Annotated in this window: 16 protein-coding genes and 1 tRNA gene; 4 read left to right on the top strand and 13 right to left on the bottom strand. The window is 41.1% G+C overall.

Annotation, left to right across the window (positions count from 1 at the left end; translation table 11 throughout):
* The first annotated feature begins 15 nt into the window (after nucleotides 1-15).
* On the top strand, nucleotides 16-552 hold the full coding sequence (locus tag C7475_RS14425; RefSeq protein ID WP_110054101.1) for a hypothetical protein: 537 nt from the start codon (nucleotides 16-18) through the stop codon (nucleotides 550-552).
* 38 nt (nucleotides 553-590) lie between these two features.
* Here the strand turns inward: C7475_RS14425 and C7475_RS14420 are convergent, their stop codons facing one another.
* The 3 genes from C7475_RS14420 to C7475_RS14410 all read right to left on the bottom strand — a co-directional run bounded on the left by C7475_RS14420 (nucleotide 591) and on the right by C7475_RS14410 (nucleotide 4,235).
* Complete coding sequence (locus C7475_RS14420; RefSeq protein ID WP_146217553.1) at nucleotides 591-1,721, bottom strand: glycosyltransferase; 1,131 nt, start codon at nucleotides 1,719-1,721, stop codon at nucleotides 591-593.
* Nucleotides 1,722-2,049: 328 nt separating this feature from the next.
* On the bottom strand, nucleotides 2,050-2,577 hold the full coding sequence (locus C7475_RS14415; protein WP_110054099.1) for a class I SAM-dependent methyltransferase: 528 nt from the start codon (nucleotides 2,575-2,577) through the stop codon (nucleotides 2,050-2,052).
* Nucleotides 2,578-2,612: 35 nt separating this feature from the next.
* Nucleotides 2,613-4,235 (bottom strand): alpha-amylase family protein, encoded by a 1,623-nt coding sequence (locus tag C7475_RS14410; RefSeq protein ID WP_110054098.1) that lies wholly within the window; start codon nucleotides 4,233-4,235, stop codon nucleotides 2,613-2,615.
* Between the two features lie 215 nt (nucleotides 4,236-4,450).
* Between C7475_RS14410 and C7475_RS14405 the strand changes: the two genes are divergently transcribed.
* Nucleotides 4,451-6,868: an ABC transporter permease gene (locus C7475_RS14405; protein ID WP_110054097.1), complete on the top strand. Its 2,418-nt coding sequence runs from the start codon at nucleotides 4,451-4,453 to the stop codon at nucleotides 6,866-6,868.
* Nucleotides 6,869-6,922: 54 nt separating this feature from the next.
* On the opposite strand, the gene C7475_RS14400 is transcribed toward C7475_RS14405, so the two are convergent.
* Nucleotides 6,923-7,225: a DUF1330 domain-containing protein gene (locus C7475_RS14400; RefSeq protein ID WP_110054096.1), complete on the bottom strand. Its 303-nt coding sequence runs from the start codon at nucleotides 7,223-7,225 to the stop codon at nucleotides 6,923-6,925.
* A 76-nt stretch (nucleotides 7,226-7,301) separates the two neighbouring features.
* On the opposite strand from C7475_RS14400, the gene C7475_RS14395 reads away from it, so the two are divergent.
* Nucleotides 7,302-8,156, top strand: coding sequence for an NAD(P)-dependent oxidoreductase (locus C7475_RS14395; RefSeq protein ID WP_110054095.1), 855 nt, complete (start codon nucleotides 7,302-7,304; stop codon nucleotides 8,154-8,156).
* 131 nt (nucleotides 8,157-8,287) lie between these two features.
* Here C7475_RS14395 and C7475_RS14390 read toward each other — a convergent pair whose 3' ends face one another.
* Together C7475_RS14390 and C7475_RS14380 are read right to left on the bottom strand one after the other, a co-directional pair.
* A complete protein-coding gene (locus C7475_RS14390; protein WP_110054094.1) occupies nucleotides 8,288-9,187 on the bottom strand; it encodes a hypothetical protein in 900 nt (299 codons plus the stop codon).
* A gap of 416 nt (nucleotides 9,188-9,603) precedes the next feature.
* Nucleotides 9,604-10,560, bottom strand: coding sequence for a hypothetical protein (locus C7475_RS14380; protein ID WP_110054092.1), 957 nt, complete (start codon nucleotides 10,558-10,560; stop codon nucleotides 9,604-9,606).
* Between the two features lie 522 nt (nucleotides 10,561-11,082).
* Here C7475_RS14380 and C7475_RS14375 point away from each other — a divergent pair.
* On the top strand, nucleotides 11,083-11,622 hold the full coding sequence (locus tag C7475_RS14375; RefSeq protein WP_110054091.1) for a hypothetical protein: 540 nt from the start codon (nucleotides 11,083-11,085) through the stop codon (nucleotides 11,620-11,622).
* 280 nt (nucleotides 11,623-11,902) lie between these two features.
* Here C7475_RS14375 and C7475_RS14370 read toward each other — a convergent pair.
* From C7475_RS14370 to C7475_RS14345, 7 genes are all read right to left on the bottom strand, one after another.
* Nucleotides 11,903-11,977: transfer RNA gene (locus C7475_RS14370), tRNA-His, on the bottom strand.
* A gap of 112 nt (nucleotides 11,978-12,089) precedes the next feature.
* Complete coding sequence (locus C7475_RS14365; RefSeq protein ID WP_110054090.1) at nucleotides 12,090-12,881, bottom strand: hypothetical protein; 792 nt, start codon at nucleotides 12,879-12,881, stop codon at nucleotides 12,090-12,092.
* On the bottom strand, nucleotides 12,853-13,170 hold the full coding sequence (locus tag C7475_RS14360) for a hypothetical protein (protein ID WP_110054089.1): 318 nt from the start codon (nucleotides 13,168-13,170) through the stop codon (nucleotides 12,853-12,855). The genes C7475_RS14365 and C7475_RS14360 overlap by 29 nt, the downstream gene beginning before the upstream one ends.
* Nucleotides 13,171-13,412: 242 nt before the next feature.
* Complete coding sequence (locus C7475_RS32985; protein WP_158286504.1) at nucleotides 13,413-13,577, bottom strand: hypothetical protein; 165 nt, start codon at nucleotides 13,575-13,577, stop codon at nucleotides 13,413-13,415.
* 9 nt (nucleotides 13,578-13,586) lie between these two features.
* A complete protein-coding gene (locus C7475_RS14355; protein ID WP_110054088.1) occupies nucleotides 13,587-14,021 on the bottom strand; it encodes a hypothetical protein in 435 nt (144 codons plus the stop codon).
* Nucleotides 14,022-14,261: 240 nt separating this feature from the next.
* Entirely contained in the window at nucleotides 14,262-15,245 is a 984-nt protein-coding gene (locus tag C7475_RS14350; protein ID WP_110054087.1) for a DUF3871 family protein, read from the bottom strand.
* A gap of 95 nt (nucleotides 15,246-15,340) precedes the next feature.
* Complete coding sequence (locus tag C7475_RS14345) at nucleotides 15,341-15,631, bottom strand: hypothetical protein (protein ID WP_110054086.1); 291 nt, start codon at nucleotides 15,629-15,631, stop codon at nucleotides 15,341-15,343.
* Between the last annotated feature and the right edge of the window lie 236 nt (nucleotides 15,632-15,867).

Here is a 15,867-nt window from a genome sequence, read left to right as displayed (position 1 = left end):
ACTAAACACAAGGTCATGAAAAAGATTTTTCTTGCGGCAGGAGTGCTGATCATGTCAGTTAATATGACATTCGCACATACGACAGACGGCGATAAAAAAACAAGAGCGGAAAGAAAGGAAATACGTAAAGAAAATAACGATGAGGTGAGCACTTTCACAAAGACGCAGTTTTATGAAGATTTCCCGGCAGCGACGGATATACGTTACGAGAGAACAAGCCATTTCGACGAAGTAACTTTTGCAATAGGAGCGGATCATCTGAAAGCGTATTATGACATCCATAGTAACCTCGTAGGTACAACACAGGACAAAACATTTGCAGATCTGCCGGAGAGCGCACAACATAACATCGAAAAGAAGTACAGCGGTTACCAGGTAGGAAGAGTATTTAAGTACGACGACAATGAAAGCAACGAAATCGATCTGACTATGTTTGACATGGCGTTCGACGGTGCAGATAACTATTTTGTAGAATTGAAAAAGAACAGTGAAACAATCGTAGTTAAGGTTGATATGGTCGGGAATGTATCCTTCTTTAAGACCATCATGTGATGAATTAGAAAGGCGATCAAACGATCGCCTTTTTTCATTTAACCCGTTATAAGTATAAGTTCTCCGTGTTCTTTATCAGACAGACTTTCCACAAAGATCTCAGACACTTCACTGATAAAATAAACAGGTTCTTTCTTTACAAATTCCCTGGAAGGATCGTCCGGATATACAAGTTGTTCCTTAAAAGGAAAGTTGTTACCGATAACATCTTCTGTTGGACGGTTTCCTCTCAACAACAGTGGCAGCCCGTGTTCCAACATGGCCATTGCAGAACCGCTTTTCCCGAACAGCGTATAATCTGCTCTTGAAATACCAATATCAGCACTGAGCAAATGATTGGAAATAGACTCTTCAGACAGGAAGCCACAATCAATTACATTTTCTTCGCCGAACGCACGACGGGAAATCTCAAGCGCTTTTTCTTTATAATGTCCGCCGTTGCCGATGATCTCCAGGCATACGGTCTTACCTGTCTTCTCCCCTATTCCGGTAAGAAAATCCACCTGGCGTTTATAATCATCCAATGCACCGGTGAAAGAGCCGAAGTGAATGGCAGTAAGGCTATCTGATTGTTTCGTATCCTGCCGGAGCGTACCGGCAACAGGAATATTACTGAACAATGGAATAAGGTTCACTTCCTTCCAACCCAGGTTCTTCTTATAAATACCGATAGAGGTTGTAACAGATTCAGGATTGATGGCAGCGAGCATCTGTTTGATGATAACTTTCTGCATGAGGCCCAGTATCTTCAGTTTGAAAGTGCTGTATCCGTAAAGTCCGACCCAGAGCTCATGGAACATAAAGTGCCACTTAATATTGCTGCCTAAACTTTTTAAATGTCTGGCGAAGGTAAAAGGCAGTCCTCTTTTCTCAAATGAGAAAGGCACATATTGCAGACTTACCCATTCAGGGCCGAATTTCCTGATATAATCGCCTGCGTGGGAAAAGCGTTCTCTTTCATCCATTGAAGCCGGTATACGGAGTACAGGGACGTCAATACCATTGCTACTTTGCAAACCACTGTACAGCGAGGTTATTACACGGTCTTTGAGGGCTATTATTACTACTTCATGCGATTTCCGGATTAACTCACATGCTAAGCGTCTTGAATAATCACCCACACCATCCCGGCCAGGCTCCAGCGAACCACATAGAAAAGCTAGTTTCACGGTATAATGTTCTTACTGGTTAATAAAATGGGAAATCCTTTCAAACGTTCCTTCCTGCTTTAAGTATCTCTCTTGCTTAAGTTAATGTAACCTGTCAAATTATATAAATCCGGCAGGCGTACGCATGGCTGTATTAACAACCTCAAATAAGTAAGGGTGGAAAAATCGGGGAGCCAATAATAAGAGAAGTACAATCTTACGAATTGTAAGGAATCACTATTTATTTAAAAAAATATATTTTCTTTTTATCCACACTGAGTTGCGGACACAACATATAAGCATTGATACACATATCATTATCTACTGAAACCAGTAAGAAATAACATTATCATTTGCGGATGATGGCTGTGTAAAGATCTGCATTGCCATATACGGAAGATCTTTCACCTATCATCTCAATATGCTGATATCCGTGTGCTTTAAACAGCTTTTCCAGTGAAGGATAACTTAGCGGATAAGGGACCCATGTTGGTACGGGTTTGTCTGTATTATATTCGACGAGGAGTAGTCTTCCATCTGGCCGGAGGCATCTTCCGATCCTTTCGACAAAGGCAGATTGTTCTTTGACATAATGCAATGCATTTGCCATAACGATCCCATCTAATTGTTCAAAAGGCAGTTCCTCCTTTACAAAATCAAGTTCCTGCGTTTTCACCTGTATACCTGCAGGTACAGGTATTTTCAGATCTGCAGCTATTTCTTTATCTACAGCGTAGATCACACTACCGGGTTGTAAGTAATGTGCAAGTGCTGTAGTAAATGTACCTGATCCGCAGCCCAGATCAGCCCAGTTAGAAGGTCCTGCTAACGATAATTCCTTATGCCTGATAAATTGGATCGCATCTTCTATTCTCATGTTTTGCAAGGTAAATAAATTTCAGATAGAGGTGCTCAACCTGCGCGGAACCAACGGTAACCATAAGCCTCAAGTGTGATCGTGTGCCGGCCTTTCTTATCAACGATGCTTTCGATGTTGTTTATCAGGTCTACCAATCTGTTTGCGGTGATGTTCTTTGCCAGTACCACAATTTCCTGCGGCTTTTCAGAAAAGTTATGCCATATGAACAGCGACCGGCCTTTCCACCGGTAACACATACCCAGGATATGATCAAAGTCTGTTGGCAAGATCTCCCATTGTCCGAAACCTATTTCCGTACACTCCCTTCTTAAACGGATCAGGGAAGTCATCCAATTAAGCAGGGACCCGGGGTCACGTCTTTGTGTCTCTACATTAATGTGTGTGTAGGAATAGTAACCATCGTCAATTACCGGGTGGATCAATTTATCAGCTTTTGAGAAACCTGCCTGATATTCTCCGGACCATTGCATAGGTGTCCTGACACTATTTCTATCGTCGAGTGCAAGATTGTCTCCCATTCCTATTTCATCGCCATATCTTAAAACGGGTGTTCCGGGCAACGAGAACATGAGGCTATAAGCAAGTTCGTTCTGTTGCCTGCTTCCCAGCATAGGCGCCAGTCTGCGGCGGATGCCCCGGAAATACAACTGCATATTCTCATCAGGCGCAAAACGGGCAAACACCTCATTCCTTTCGGCTTCCGTTAATCTACCCAGATCAAGCTCGTCATGATTACGCAGGAAATGGGCCCATTGGGCTGTAGATGGTTCTATCCTGGTAGCTTCCAGGGCTTTGATCAGTGGCCTGGTATTCGTCGTAGCCAGGGCATAAAATGCGTATTGGTTTACGAAGAAGTTAAACATCAGGTGAATACCGTCATGCTCATCACCAAAATATCTCATAGAATCTTTCGGCAGCACATTTGCCTCTCCGAGCAGTACAGCATCTCCTTTACGCCACTGCAGGAATTTGCGCATCTCTTTGAGGTAATCATAGTTCATCCTGGATTTCTTCTTACCCGGTGCGGGCGATTCCAGAATAAATGGTACAGCATCTACACGAAAGCCTGCAACCCCTAATTGCAGCCAATATCCCATAATGCGGAATATTTCCTCTCTCACCGCAGGATTATCTGTATTAAGGTCAGGCTCAAACTCATGAAAGCGGTGGAAATAATAGCTATGGCTTTGTTTATCCAATGTCCACGTAGCTTCCTGTACGCCGGGAAATACCATGCCTTCATCCCAGTCAGACGGCTTCTTATCTGACCATACATACCATTCCCGTCTCGGATTGTCTTTGGAGGACCTTGCTTCAACGAACCACGGATGTTTGTCTGACGTATGATTTACAACCAGGTCAATAATGACCTTTATACCCAGCTGATTGGCCCTGTGCATAAAATCCACGAATTCCCCGCTGGAACCATGCCTCGGATCAACGCCATAATAGTCTTGAATGTCGTAGCCATTATCTTTGTTGGGCGTAGGCTGAAACGGCGCCAGCCATACTGTATCGATTCCCATTGCATGGAGATAATCAAGACGGTCACACAGTCCGGCGAAGTCGCCGGTACCATCGCTGTTAGCGTCCATAAATGTTTCCAGATCAAGGCTGTAAATAACTGAGTTCTTATACCAGAGGTCTTCCATCATTGTCAGAAGCGTTTAACAAGACAACGATAAAACAAAAGCAATGCCTGAATAGGGCGTCCGGCCTTGTCCGTTTCCGGCCAGGAAAACGTGCGTATGCGAACAGTTTGACCGGTCCGGGCTATTCAAAATTAGCCATAGTAGGGGTTTTATGTGAGTGGCAATCTTTTTGTTCCTATCTTCCGGCAATCAGATTGCCTCTATAATACCGACACATTATGCTAAAGAACTATCTTAAAATTGCCTGGCGTAACCTGATAAGGAAAAAGGCCTATTCGGCAATTAACATTACTGGTCTTGCCATAGGCATTACCTGTTGTATACTAATTATGCTGTATGTGCAGGATGAATTATCCTATGACCGGTATAACACCAATTTCAATCAGATATACAGGGTACTGCATGCCTACCGTAATCCCAAAGACGTTGACAGAAACACACCTCCTTCTCCGGAAGACTATCAGGTGTGGGGAAATGCGCCAACGGCAACCGCGCTGGCGGCAGACTTTCCAGAGATAAAGAAAACCTTGCAGTTCACCAGTCCGAATACGTTCCTGCTGGAACACGGAGAAAAACACTTCCAGGAAGAAGGGCTTGTATTTACAGATTCGACGGTATTTGACATCTTCAGCTGGAAGATGCTGGCCGGCAATCCTAAACAGGCGCTTGTAGCACCTAACAGTATCGTGCTGACAAAAAGTATTGCGCAGAAATACTTTGGCAATCAGAACCCCGTAGGACAAACACTACGTGTAGACAACCAGGAAACATTCACCGTAACCGGTATGATGGAAGATGTTCCCGCCAACTCACATATATCTTTCAACGGGCTGATCTCTATGAGCACATTCAGGAAATGGAGACCTGAGATCTTTGATGAATGGGGATATATTGATTTCTATACTTACTTCCTCCTGCCTGAACATACGAATATTAAAACGCTCGAAGCAAAAATTCCGGCATTCGTATCCCGGCATTATCCTAAAATGGATAATAGTATTTATGCTGTTGCCTTTGAGCCGTTATCAGCCGCATATTTACACTCAAAGGCTCAACGGCAGCCGGGACCTACCGGCAGTCTCTCGAATGTCTATATCTTCTCCATAATTGGTCTGTTCATAATACTCATTGCCTGTATCAATTTTGTGAACCTGTCCACAGCGCGTTCTATGGAAAGGGCCAGGGAAGTGGGTGTAAGAAAAGCCGTGGGCGCTTATCAGAAAGGGTTGATATACCAGTTCCTGACCGAGTCTATCCTGATTTCTTCCGCAGCAGTATTGTTATCGATCATACTCACAATCATAACCTTACCGGCTATCGGGGAAATATCAGGTAAGCCCCTCAACTGGTCTTTGCTTGTTTCCTGGAAGATAACACCTGTAATTATTCTTATGCCCTTTCTGCTTGGATTGATGGCAGGTAGCTACCCCGCGTGGGTATTATCGCGGTTCAGGCCTGTGGAAGTACTGAAGGGGCAGTTCCGGGCGTCTAACAAAGGTATTGCATTACGAAAGGGGCTGGTGATAGTACAGTTCAGTTTATCCGTAGCTCTTATTGCCGGTACTATGATCGTATACTCACAGCTCAAGCATCTGAGGTCACATTCTCTGGGCTTCCGCCAGGACCAGATGCTGGTGATCGATTATGGTGGTGACCAAAAGGTAAATGCGTCCATAGATGCGATCAAAGCCATGTTGGCAAGAAATCCGGCGGTACAATCTATTTCTGCCTCCAGGGCTGTACCTGGCGATTTCTATCCTAATGGTACTACTTTCATAGAATCCCGTACCGGTGATATGATAACAGAGACACCGGCTTTATATGAAATAGATTTCGACTTCATTCCTGTCTATGAGATGCAACTGGCTGCAGGCAGGGCTTACTCGCGGGACTTCCCTACTGATGCCCAGGAAGCGCTGATGATCAATGAGGCCGCAATGAAAAAGTATGGCTATTCAAAGGCTGAAGATATCGTCGGCAAACGTTTTGAACAGTGGGGACGTAAAGGAACGGTAATAGGTGTGGTGAAGGATTTCAACTATCAGTCGCTGCACAAAAAAGTAGAGCCACTAGCCATGAGAATGGCACCGTTCCAGGCTTTGAATAAATTATCGCTCCGTATAAAAACGGATCATTTATCAAAAACTATAAAAGAACTTGAACAGACCTGGAGCACGGTTGCTCCTCACCGCCCCTTCCTGTACACTTTCCTGGACCAGTCTTTTAACAGACAATATAAACAAGATGCACGTTTCGGAGAATTATTCGCTGCTTTTGCAGGCCTGACAATCTTTATCGCATGTCTGGGTTTATTTGGGTTAGCGACCTATACTACAGAACAAAGAGTAAAGGAGATCGGCGTACGGAAAGTACTGGGAGCATCGGTGACCAACATTGTAAGCTTGTTATCTTCGGATTTCATCAAGCTTGTACTGATCTCCATACTCATTGCTACACCGGCTATATGGTGGGCAATGCAGGAGTGGCTGCAGGGATATGCTTACCGGGTCACTATTCAGTGGTGGATGATCGGACTGGCGGGCGTACTGGCCGTAGTGACGGCCTTACTGACAGTCAGTCTGCTGGCTGTGAAAGCGGCGCTGATGAATCCAGTGAAAGCATTGAGGTCAGAATAAATCTTATTATCATCAACGGCAAGCGGCTTTTGCATACCGCTTGCTGTTGATGTATTACAAAGCGATTCCCTGGATTAACAGCATCTTCCTCACGGATGCATCTTTCAGATGCAGGAACTTCTCTCTCTCCTTATCCAGCTTGAATGCATTAAACGCAGCTTCCTCCGGGAAACTCACCAGGTGTATCTCATAAGGCATTTCCTGCACTCCGGCGATCATCTGTCCGGGCTCGGGACGAAGCCGTAACAATAACTTTCCATTATACTTTTCTATAAGTGGTATAGCAACATCTTCAAACTGGTGAAAGATCTCCTCCTTTCCCTCATGGATGTAGATAAGTTGTGTAATGTATAGCATAAACAACCGGTTTAAGTAATAACAGCTGCTTCAAATTACGGAGAGTAATAGTATTTTTATAGAAATAACGTAAACAATGGTAGCATTCTTAGGTACAGGATTGTTAGGAGCCAACTTTGTAAAAGCACTCCTTAAAAAGGGAACCCAGGTGCAGGTATGGAATCGCACCGCTTCAAAAGCTGCTGCGCTGGAAACTGATGGCGCCAAAGCATTTGCTGATGTTGCAGATGCAGTGAAAGGAGCTGACATCGTTCATCTTACTTTGAAAGACGACGCCACTGTAGATGAAGTACTGGCCAAAGCGCATCAGGGATTAAAACCAGGCGCCATTATCATTGATCACACCACCACTTCCGCAGCAGGCGCGATACGAAGGACGCACGACTGGAAAGAGCACGGATTTACGTATTTACATGCCCCTGTTTTCATGGGCCCACAGAATGCGCTTGAAGGGACGGGTTATATGCTCGTATCAGGCGATCAGCGCCTCATAAACCAGCTGGAACCTACTTTGTCTCAAATGACAGGCAAGGTGCTTAATTTCGGCACAGAAGAGGGCAAAGCCGCCGGCATGAAACTGCTTGGCAATCTCTTCCTGGTTACTTTTACCGCGGGTATTGCGGATACGCTTTCACTTGCGAAAGCATTAGACATCCCACTGGACGACATCAACACCTTGTTTGAGTCCTGGAACCCGGGTATGGCACTGGCAGCCAGACTGCAAAGAGTGGCGGGAGGAAAATATGATCAGCCATCCTGGGAGTTGAACATGGCGAGGAAAGATACACAGCTATTTATGGAAGCTGCAGCAGAGGGAGGAACAACATTTGCGGTAATACCTGCTATTGCAGCCGAAATGGACAAATGGATAGCAAAGGGGCATGGAAATGATGACTGGACGGTGATTGGGAAAGATGCCGCTACGCGATAACTTTGAGGGGGTGATTTAATTTGGTTATTGATCAACAGCTGACCGGGGCGTTTGTTTATTTTCACTACACAAAAAAGGCAGCCTGATAGCTGCCTTCTAAAATCATGAGGAATGAAAGTGTGTATCCTTTCTCAGATATGAATACGGGTCACACTCTTCTCGCTCCTGTATTTCGAATGTCCTAAAATTCTTCTGTTAATCGCCTTTCTTAATTTCCTTGAGTAAGTACCTGCCATCATTTTTGCTTTCTTTTTAAGGCTCGGTTTGGCACGTAAGGCTTCAAGCTCTTTATTCAGCAATTTTTCATGGCTGTAATAAACATCTTTTCGGATGATCCTTATGAGCAGGTTGAGCGACATATAACTATTCACGCGCTTCTCAAACAGATCGCCGGCATAAACGGGATATCGTTCAGAGAAATAATGGTAGTCGTTATAAATGTCTCCATAAAAGCGGCTGTTTTCTACGAGGAAACACTGATCGGAGAAACCGATGGTATAGTAATACTTATCATCTTCTTTAAGCGTACCATCCTTGCATTCACCCCTGTTATCATCCCCAATCGGGTTGGCAACAAAGATGGAGTGATCCTTTTTCATCAATTCCACTGAATCTGTTATCCAGCTCGGACTTGCGCCTTCTTCTATCATACAGTCGCAGGTGAAATACAACAGGTATTTTCCCTTACAGAAATAGATAGCTGCCAATGGTCCCATACTGTACCAATAACCGTCGTAGAAATCGAGGTGAAAGCTCTTACGTGTTATTGAAAATGCTGAAAGGATGGCCTCACTATGGTCTTCAGCAAAGTAGTAAGCATCTATGATCTTTTTATCAACCGCTGCTTTGGCATATTGTTCTACCTGATTGCGGTCTTTAACATTATTTATGATCAGTACTTTCTCAAAGAAGTTCGTTTTACACCGCTCGATCATTGTTTCTAAACGGTTCTCTTTTAACACCCTTTCCCAATCCCCTTCATAACAATTAGTGAAAAAGGAGATCGTTTCCGCACCCGGTAATGTACTCATATTGGCTATAGTTTACTCAAAAGCTTCTAATAAAACACACATGCAATAAATGCTACTAAAGTTGCATCTCACGGTTAAAATAATGACAATTAGTCATATATAAGATCGTAATAATCTAAAATTAAGAAAAATAATAAAATTATGCAAGTATCAGCTGGCTTCCTACCAGGCGGTAATTCTCTTAAAGCCTTACCCATTGAAACTTGCAGGCATAAAAAAAGGCAACCTTTACAGTTACCTTTTGCACTTAGGATGGCTGACGGGTTTCGAACCCTGGGCCAATCTGATGTACTAACCAACCGAGCTACTTACAAACAGTTGATTATTAATTATTTAAAAAGTAATTTGTTTCAAAGAATCCTCAAAATTACGAAATGTAACCCAAAATGTAACCTGGAGTTAGCTCAGTAAACGACCTAATTGGATTTCTGCTTATCAATGGGTTCTATTTTTGATCCCATCTCCCAGCTATAATTGCCATTACCCTTCGCAACGTAGTTTGAGAATAATCTATCGATTTCTAATGCTATATCAAACACTCTTTCTCTGTATCTCTTAGGTACGGTCGCGGGACTAATTCTCGCAATTATTTGCTGGTATTCGTCATATAATTTTTTTACTTCTTCAAATTTTCCCATTGAGGAAGTCAACTGCTTAATAGTACTGTAAATAGCATTAATCTTTGCCAACTCCATTGACAATGTTTGTTGTTCCGGCAAATTAATTTCATAACTACCGGCATTACCGGCAAAGTCAAAACTAAACTTGGACAATTTCTTAAAATCGGCTCTTAATTCATTCATTTCAGACATAACCACCTGGAGCATTTTTGCGGAATCATTCTCAGTAATGTCTTTTAATGAAGCCGGACTTGAAAGAGAAAGAAGACTTATTATTGAATTTACCCCTTCACCGTTGTCACTTGCTTCTTTAGTAGCCATAATAGCATTAGAAATTGCTTCCTGATCTTCTAAAACCTCTCTGTACCTCAATTCCTTTCTGTATTCATAATATCTAAGCGGTGAGATATCGAATATCTTAGGTGTCCCCATCTCCTGCACTAAAACTGTGGGTTTATCAAATGCCTGCCTAAGTCCAAGTTCGAAGAGAACATTTGGATTCCTGTTACTCAAGTCACAAATTGCCATGGGAGAAGAAACTAATTTTTGCAGGATGTCCAAATGGATCAAATTAGTTTGCTTAACATCATCAGCGCGTATAGCCTGAAAACCTGCCTTTTCACAGGCTACTTTATAAAGATCTTCATAAACCTTTTTAAAGTGCCCTTTGTCATAACCGTCAGCATCCGCAATGGGCATAATTACAAAACACTCCTGTGTTTTGGTTTTCAAAGAGGGGTCAATTTTAGTCATACCTGTTTGCTTGATTAAGATCCTCAATTTCGTTTCCCCTAATCTTTAATGTTGCGATTTAATAATTAGAGGTTCGATTTCGCCACTCCAGTTGCAGAACATGTCGTTAAGTAACATTTGCAGGTTAGTACTCCCGATCTGAATAGAGATCGGAGATCAGGCTGATTCCTGGGGATTTGGATGTTCTGCATAGATTTCAGAACATCCAAACAAGGCAAATTTCTATAACCGTTATCCCTCGCATCGCAGTCTCGAACCGAACGGTTTTAACAATTCGGAATTTCCTTGATAATAGCCTCCCCATGTATAGTTAATCCTTCTGAAGTATCCGAATAGGCTTTCTACCAGCTTCATATAAGGTTACTATAAGGTTACCAAAAGGGTATTAAGAGGGCATTTATATATCAAATCGATATTGAAGTGACCTTTAAGTGATATTTTAATGACAATTTAGTATCCTTATACGTACCTTAGAGAAACGATACAGGAAACTTGTATTACTAACCTCAAAACGACCTTTTTATGGCCATTGTTAAAGACAATATCCTCATGCAGCTTGTACGGGGCTCTCTCGGCAAGCAAATCACGATCTACGAAAGGAATGGGCAGATCATTATGGCGAAGAAACGCGGCCCTTCAAAGAAAAAGCCTACACAGAAGCAGTTAGAAGCGAGGCATAAGATGACCATTGCCTCGGCACGTGCGCAGCTCATGCTGGAAGATCCACAGATAAAGGCTTACTATCAGTCGCTGGCAGGGCCGGGGCAAAATGCTTATAATATAGCGGTGAAGGATGCTTACCGCAGTCCTGAAGTCCAAAATATCAGATTGGAAGACCAGGAAGTTGTAGTGACGGCGCAGAATGAGTTCCGGGTAGCAGAAGTGGAGGTAAAGGTAGTAGACGCTGACGGTGTTATTACAGAAAGCGGGCGTGCAACTTTGGGCCGGAACGGCGTAGATTGGTATTATAAAGCAGCAGCACTGCCCGCGGGTGGTAAAGTCATTGTGGTGGCGAAAAGTTTGCCGGGGAATCGAACCGTAAAGGAATTGCTGCTTACATAAAAAACGTCTTCACTGTTTATGAATGACCTCTTTCCAATTGGGGTCATTCCCGAATACGCTTTAATTTGCCAGCAGGCTTCGATTATTTTGATATCTGTTATTCCGCACTAAAAGTGGATAGGCGTAACCGTGACTTAATCACACGAATTCCCCAGCTTTTCAGCTTGATCCGAGATCCGCATTAAGCCATTTCGATAAAAAGGAGATTAAAAAAATAGCGTAATTTTCTATGAGTTCAGGGCACAAAAAAAGGCAGCATTTCTGCTGCCTTCCTGCTTTTTGGGTGATCGAAGGGTTTCGAACCCTCGACCCTCAGAACCACAATCTGATGCTCTAACCAACTGAGCTAGACACAAGAAAATGATTCTCAATTATTTAAAAAGTAAATTATTTCAAAGAATCCTCAAAATTAAGAAATGTAACCCAAAATGTGACCCAAAAATGATTTTTACTTATGGCAGAGTGTGCTACTCTCCTTTTTTGTATTTATTGACACAGTCAATTATTCCTTTTAGTACAAGTTCCCCATTTTTTAAAATGCTCTCCTTTTCTGCATTACTGAGTGCCTGTACCATAAATCTGTCTGTTGCCCTCATTTTTCTGAAAAAGGTGGCTTCAGAGTATCCACAGTCTAAACAGACCAGTTTTCTGAATAGAATGGGTGCATTGTTGAAAATATCAAATAAGTCCTTCAGGATTTGTCTTTCCTCCATATCTGGCAGCATTAATTGGTTTACTTTGTTTTTGAATCTTTCACTTTGTTCTTCATCCTCCTGGTCACTGATGTATTCAGGGAAATTATGGGGGCATCCCAGGTAAGTGATAAAATGATATGCAAAAATTGTTCTATAGGCTGCAAGTAGTGCTTGTTTGATCTTACCTTCACTTGAGTAGCCTAATATTGAATAAATGATATTATACTCTCTCTTGCCATATTTTCTAATCACATAACTTTTACAACTCAATGCCTCTGTGAAAATGTCTCTGTCTGATCTGAGAAAGAATACCTGGATTATTGGGAATACATAGCTTGCCTCATCTTCAAACTGTACCTGTACATAGTTTTTATCAATGACCATAGTTAGTATTCCAACCTGCCCCATTCTTGGGTGGTACATATACTGGCTGTTGTCATCATTCATATGTGAGTAATGGGTATTGAGCTTGATAATTACCATTTGTCCATACAGAATCTCCAACTGTACTTTTGTGTACCTGAGATCATACTCCTTATAGGGCTGTATTGAGGTAGTCTTCATAAGGACATTGTATTTTAATATCAGTTGCATCCTGAGAGATATGTTCCTTGAATAAATCAATCATAGCATCTCCTATCCAATGAATACCCTCTACAAGCCCCAATAGGACTGTATAAAAATGCATCATGTCCTCTCTGGCTTGCAAGGATACCTCATCCATATATCTACTGCTCATAGCAGCATATAGCATATCCAGTAATTGTTTGCTTGATTTTTCAAGATCATCATTGTTCATGAATGTTGAAATCTTGTCCAGGTTCCTTTTTATAATTTCCTGTTTGTTGATCATAGTTTTCTTTTGAGTGTTTGTAAGCAGCTTTACATTTTGTGTACTGGAAAGAAAGCTGGAAATAAAACAGTATAGTTTATATGTAGACACTTACCCTCCTTACCCTGGGTAGGGTTGGTAAGCTGATTTTATTAAATGCAAAAGGGCTGCTATTACAGCAACCCTTGTATGACTAACCAATTAAAACAGAAAAAGCCACCTGAAATAAATCAGATGGCTATGATATTAAGTGATCTTAATACTTATCTCACTTTAGGCAACTTCAAATTCTTTAAATCTTTATTTGCCTCTGCTAATTTTTCAGGTGCAATCTTTCTTTCATCAATCTTATTGAGTTTTTCATCAATGATTAAAGTCACCTCCTGCTGAAATAAATCACTTTTGTATTTTATGATTTTCTTTTTCATAGGTCAAAACTAAGACTTTCTAGTGACTAAAAAACCAAGACATTTTTGATCCTTTTGAAATGGGATCACATCATTGTCAATCTTGGAATATATTTCAAATTTTGATAGCAACCATTCCAAATTAGAACCTATAGCTATTCTGTATAATCTCATTTTACTTGGTATATTCCCTTTAAAGTAAACCCATCTATCAGGATATTCCTTTAGATAAACATCTACAATATATGCTACAGTGGATAGTATCTTATCTCTATCACCATTATCACTAATTGAATTGTCATTCAATTCACCATTAGCATCAATGTCTCCAAGTAAAATTATAAACATCTGTATTATCAGTTGGAGTGAAAATAACTCTTTTGAGTATAATCCCCTTTCTGCCAACACTGAAAAATTCAAATATGCTATAGTTCTCCTTTGTGTAAAGGTCTTTATATATTTCATGTTGCATTTATTGTTTGTTGAAAATGAGAGAAAATTAAAAAGGGGCAATAGCTAGACAGCTAACCCCTTTTTTCATAACCTATGCCTAAGGATTTGTGAATATTGTGTAAAGAAAGTGGGGCAACAGATAGAAATCTAACCCCAGATGGTAATCATGAATATACTATCCCAGTCAATGATTTAAAGAATGGAGCAGTTGATAGAAATCAGGCTCCATGTTGTTATTTACCCCTATTAATGCTATTGTAAAAACCAATTGGCTTGATTGTGCTTAACTGCATTTTTAATACCTTCAATAAATTGAAATGCATTTACTGATCTGTCCAGAAATGTATCAATGTAACTGCTCTTATTGGCCTCAGTGAACAGATTATATACCTTCCAAAGATTTATACTACCATCATCATTTCTACAGAAACTTTTATCTCTATAGTAGTCTCTGCAAATGGTACTGACTTGGGTGTCACCAAAGGCAAGAAAAGGTATATTGGCTTTAAGATTTGGAGGTAGATACTGATATAGTTTACACCTGCCAATTAGCTGTACAAACTGCTGCTCTGAAATATTACAATTGGTAAGTGTCTTTAAACTTTTGATATGATGATCTATATTGTAGCTATTAAAGAGACTGTATATAGCATTTCTTAACTCTTCAATGCTTCTGGCTTTTAAATCTGCCTTGCAACCATCTGACCAAACACACATGTTAGTGCAGACCTTGTTTTGAAATCCAATAAATACCTTGAACACTTCCCCTGTTCCTTTTTTTAAGGATAAATTATCCAGGTTATAAGCCTTTACACCTCCAATTGTCAGAGATATCTGATTGCCTCCAATGGTTTCAGTCACAGAAGGAATTTCAATCACAAAAGCCATCCTTTCATAATGCAATGTCTTTTCATGATCTAACAGGTCTCTGGACAGCTTATTCTTTGCAGATGGTATTCTTCCCTGGATTGGATGAGAAAGTCTGATATTGGGGCTTAAAATGTGTTGTAAGGGGAATACATCATTAGCTACACTCATAACTGTTTCTATAAAGTCTGAATGAGATATAACAGGCTCATTATCCTTGAACACAGGAATTATATGTTCAGCCTTGATCTCCTGTAAGCTGGACTGTAAGGTATTTGCTTCTATGAATGGCCTTGCTGTAGAAGGTATTTCCTCAAAGGGAATGTATGATCTCTTTATTGGCATAAGCTCTAATGTTGTTGTATTCATGATGTAAGAACTTTTAGTAAAAAAAAGGCCAATCCTTTTACAGATCAGCCTTTCATTTAATTTGATGAATGATTTAATTGCAGATGATGATGTAGTTAAGGTTGATATTCGTACCTATGAGTAAGACTTACAACCTCTCCTGTGGCTGGAATTGTATATTCATATGCTGCACAATCTTTTTTAACTATTGTTCCAGAAATGACCTTACCAATCATGATCTTTGCAGTATCTTCATCTAGTCTGGTGGGCATTTTACATTTTTTTATATCAGCATAGAATCTGCCAGAATTGGATTGAAATACCTCAATATCCCCAACCAATTCAAAACTGACATAGGTCTTTCCCTCTACATTCTGGGAAAGAAAGTAACTTTTAATAGTAACCATTGTTTATAAGTTTTCTGGATTAGAAATGAATGAATTATTGAATGACCTTTTTGAGGGGATGTACCCTTGTCCTGGTATTGGGGAGGGGATGTAAGAGATGGGGTGGTACATAACAGTGTACACTTATGCTATATATTATTCTGTGTATTACGCTTGATGTTGACCACCCCTAACGCTCATCTTGACCACCTATTTCCGGATTCGCTCATATTAACAATTGATAATCAACCTGAATC

This window comes from Chitinophaga sp. S165, assembly GCF_003182155.1.
In the GTDB taxonomy this organism is placed as follows: domain Bacteria; phylum Bacteroidota; class Bacteroidia; order Chitinophagales; family Chitinophagaceae; genus Chitinophaga.
Note: the sequence above shows the minus strand (reverse complement) of the source record. Positions and strands in the feature narration are given on the sequence as shown.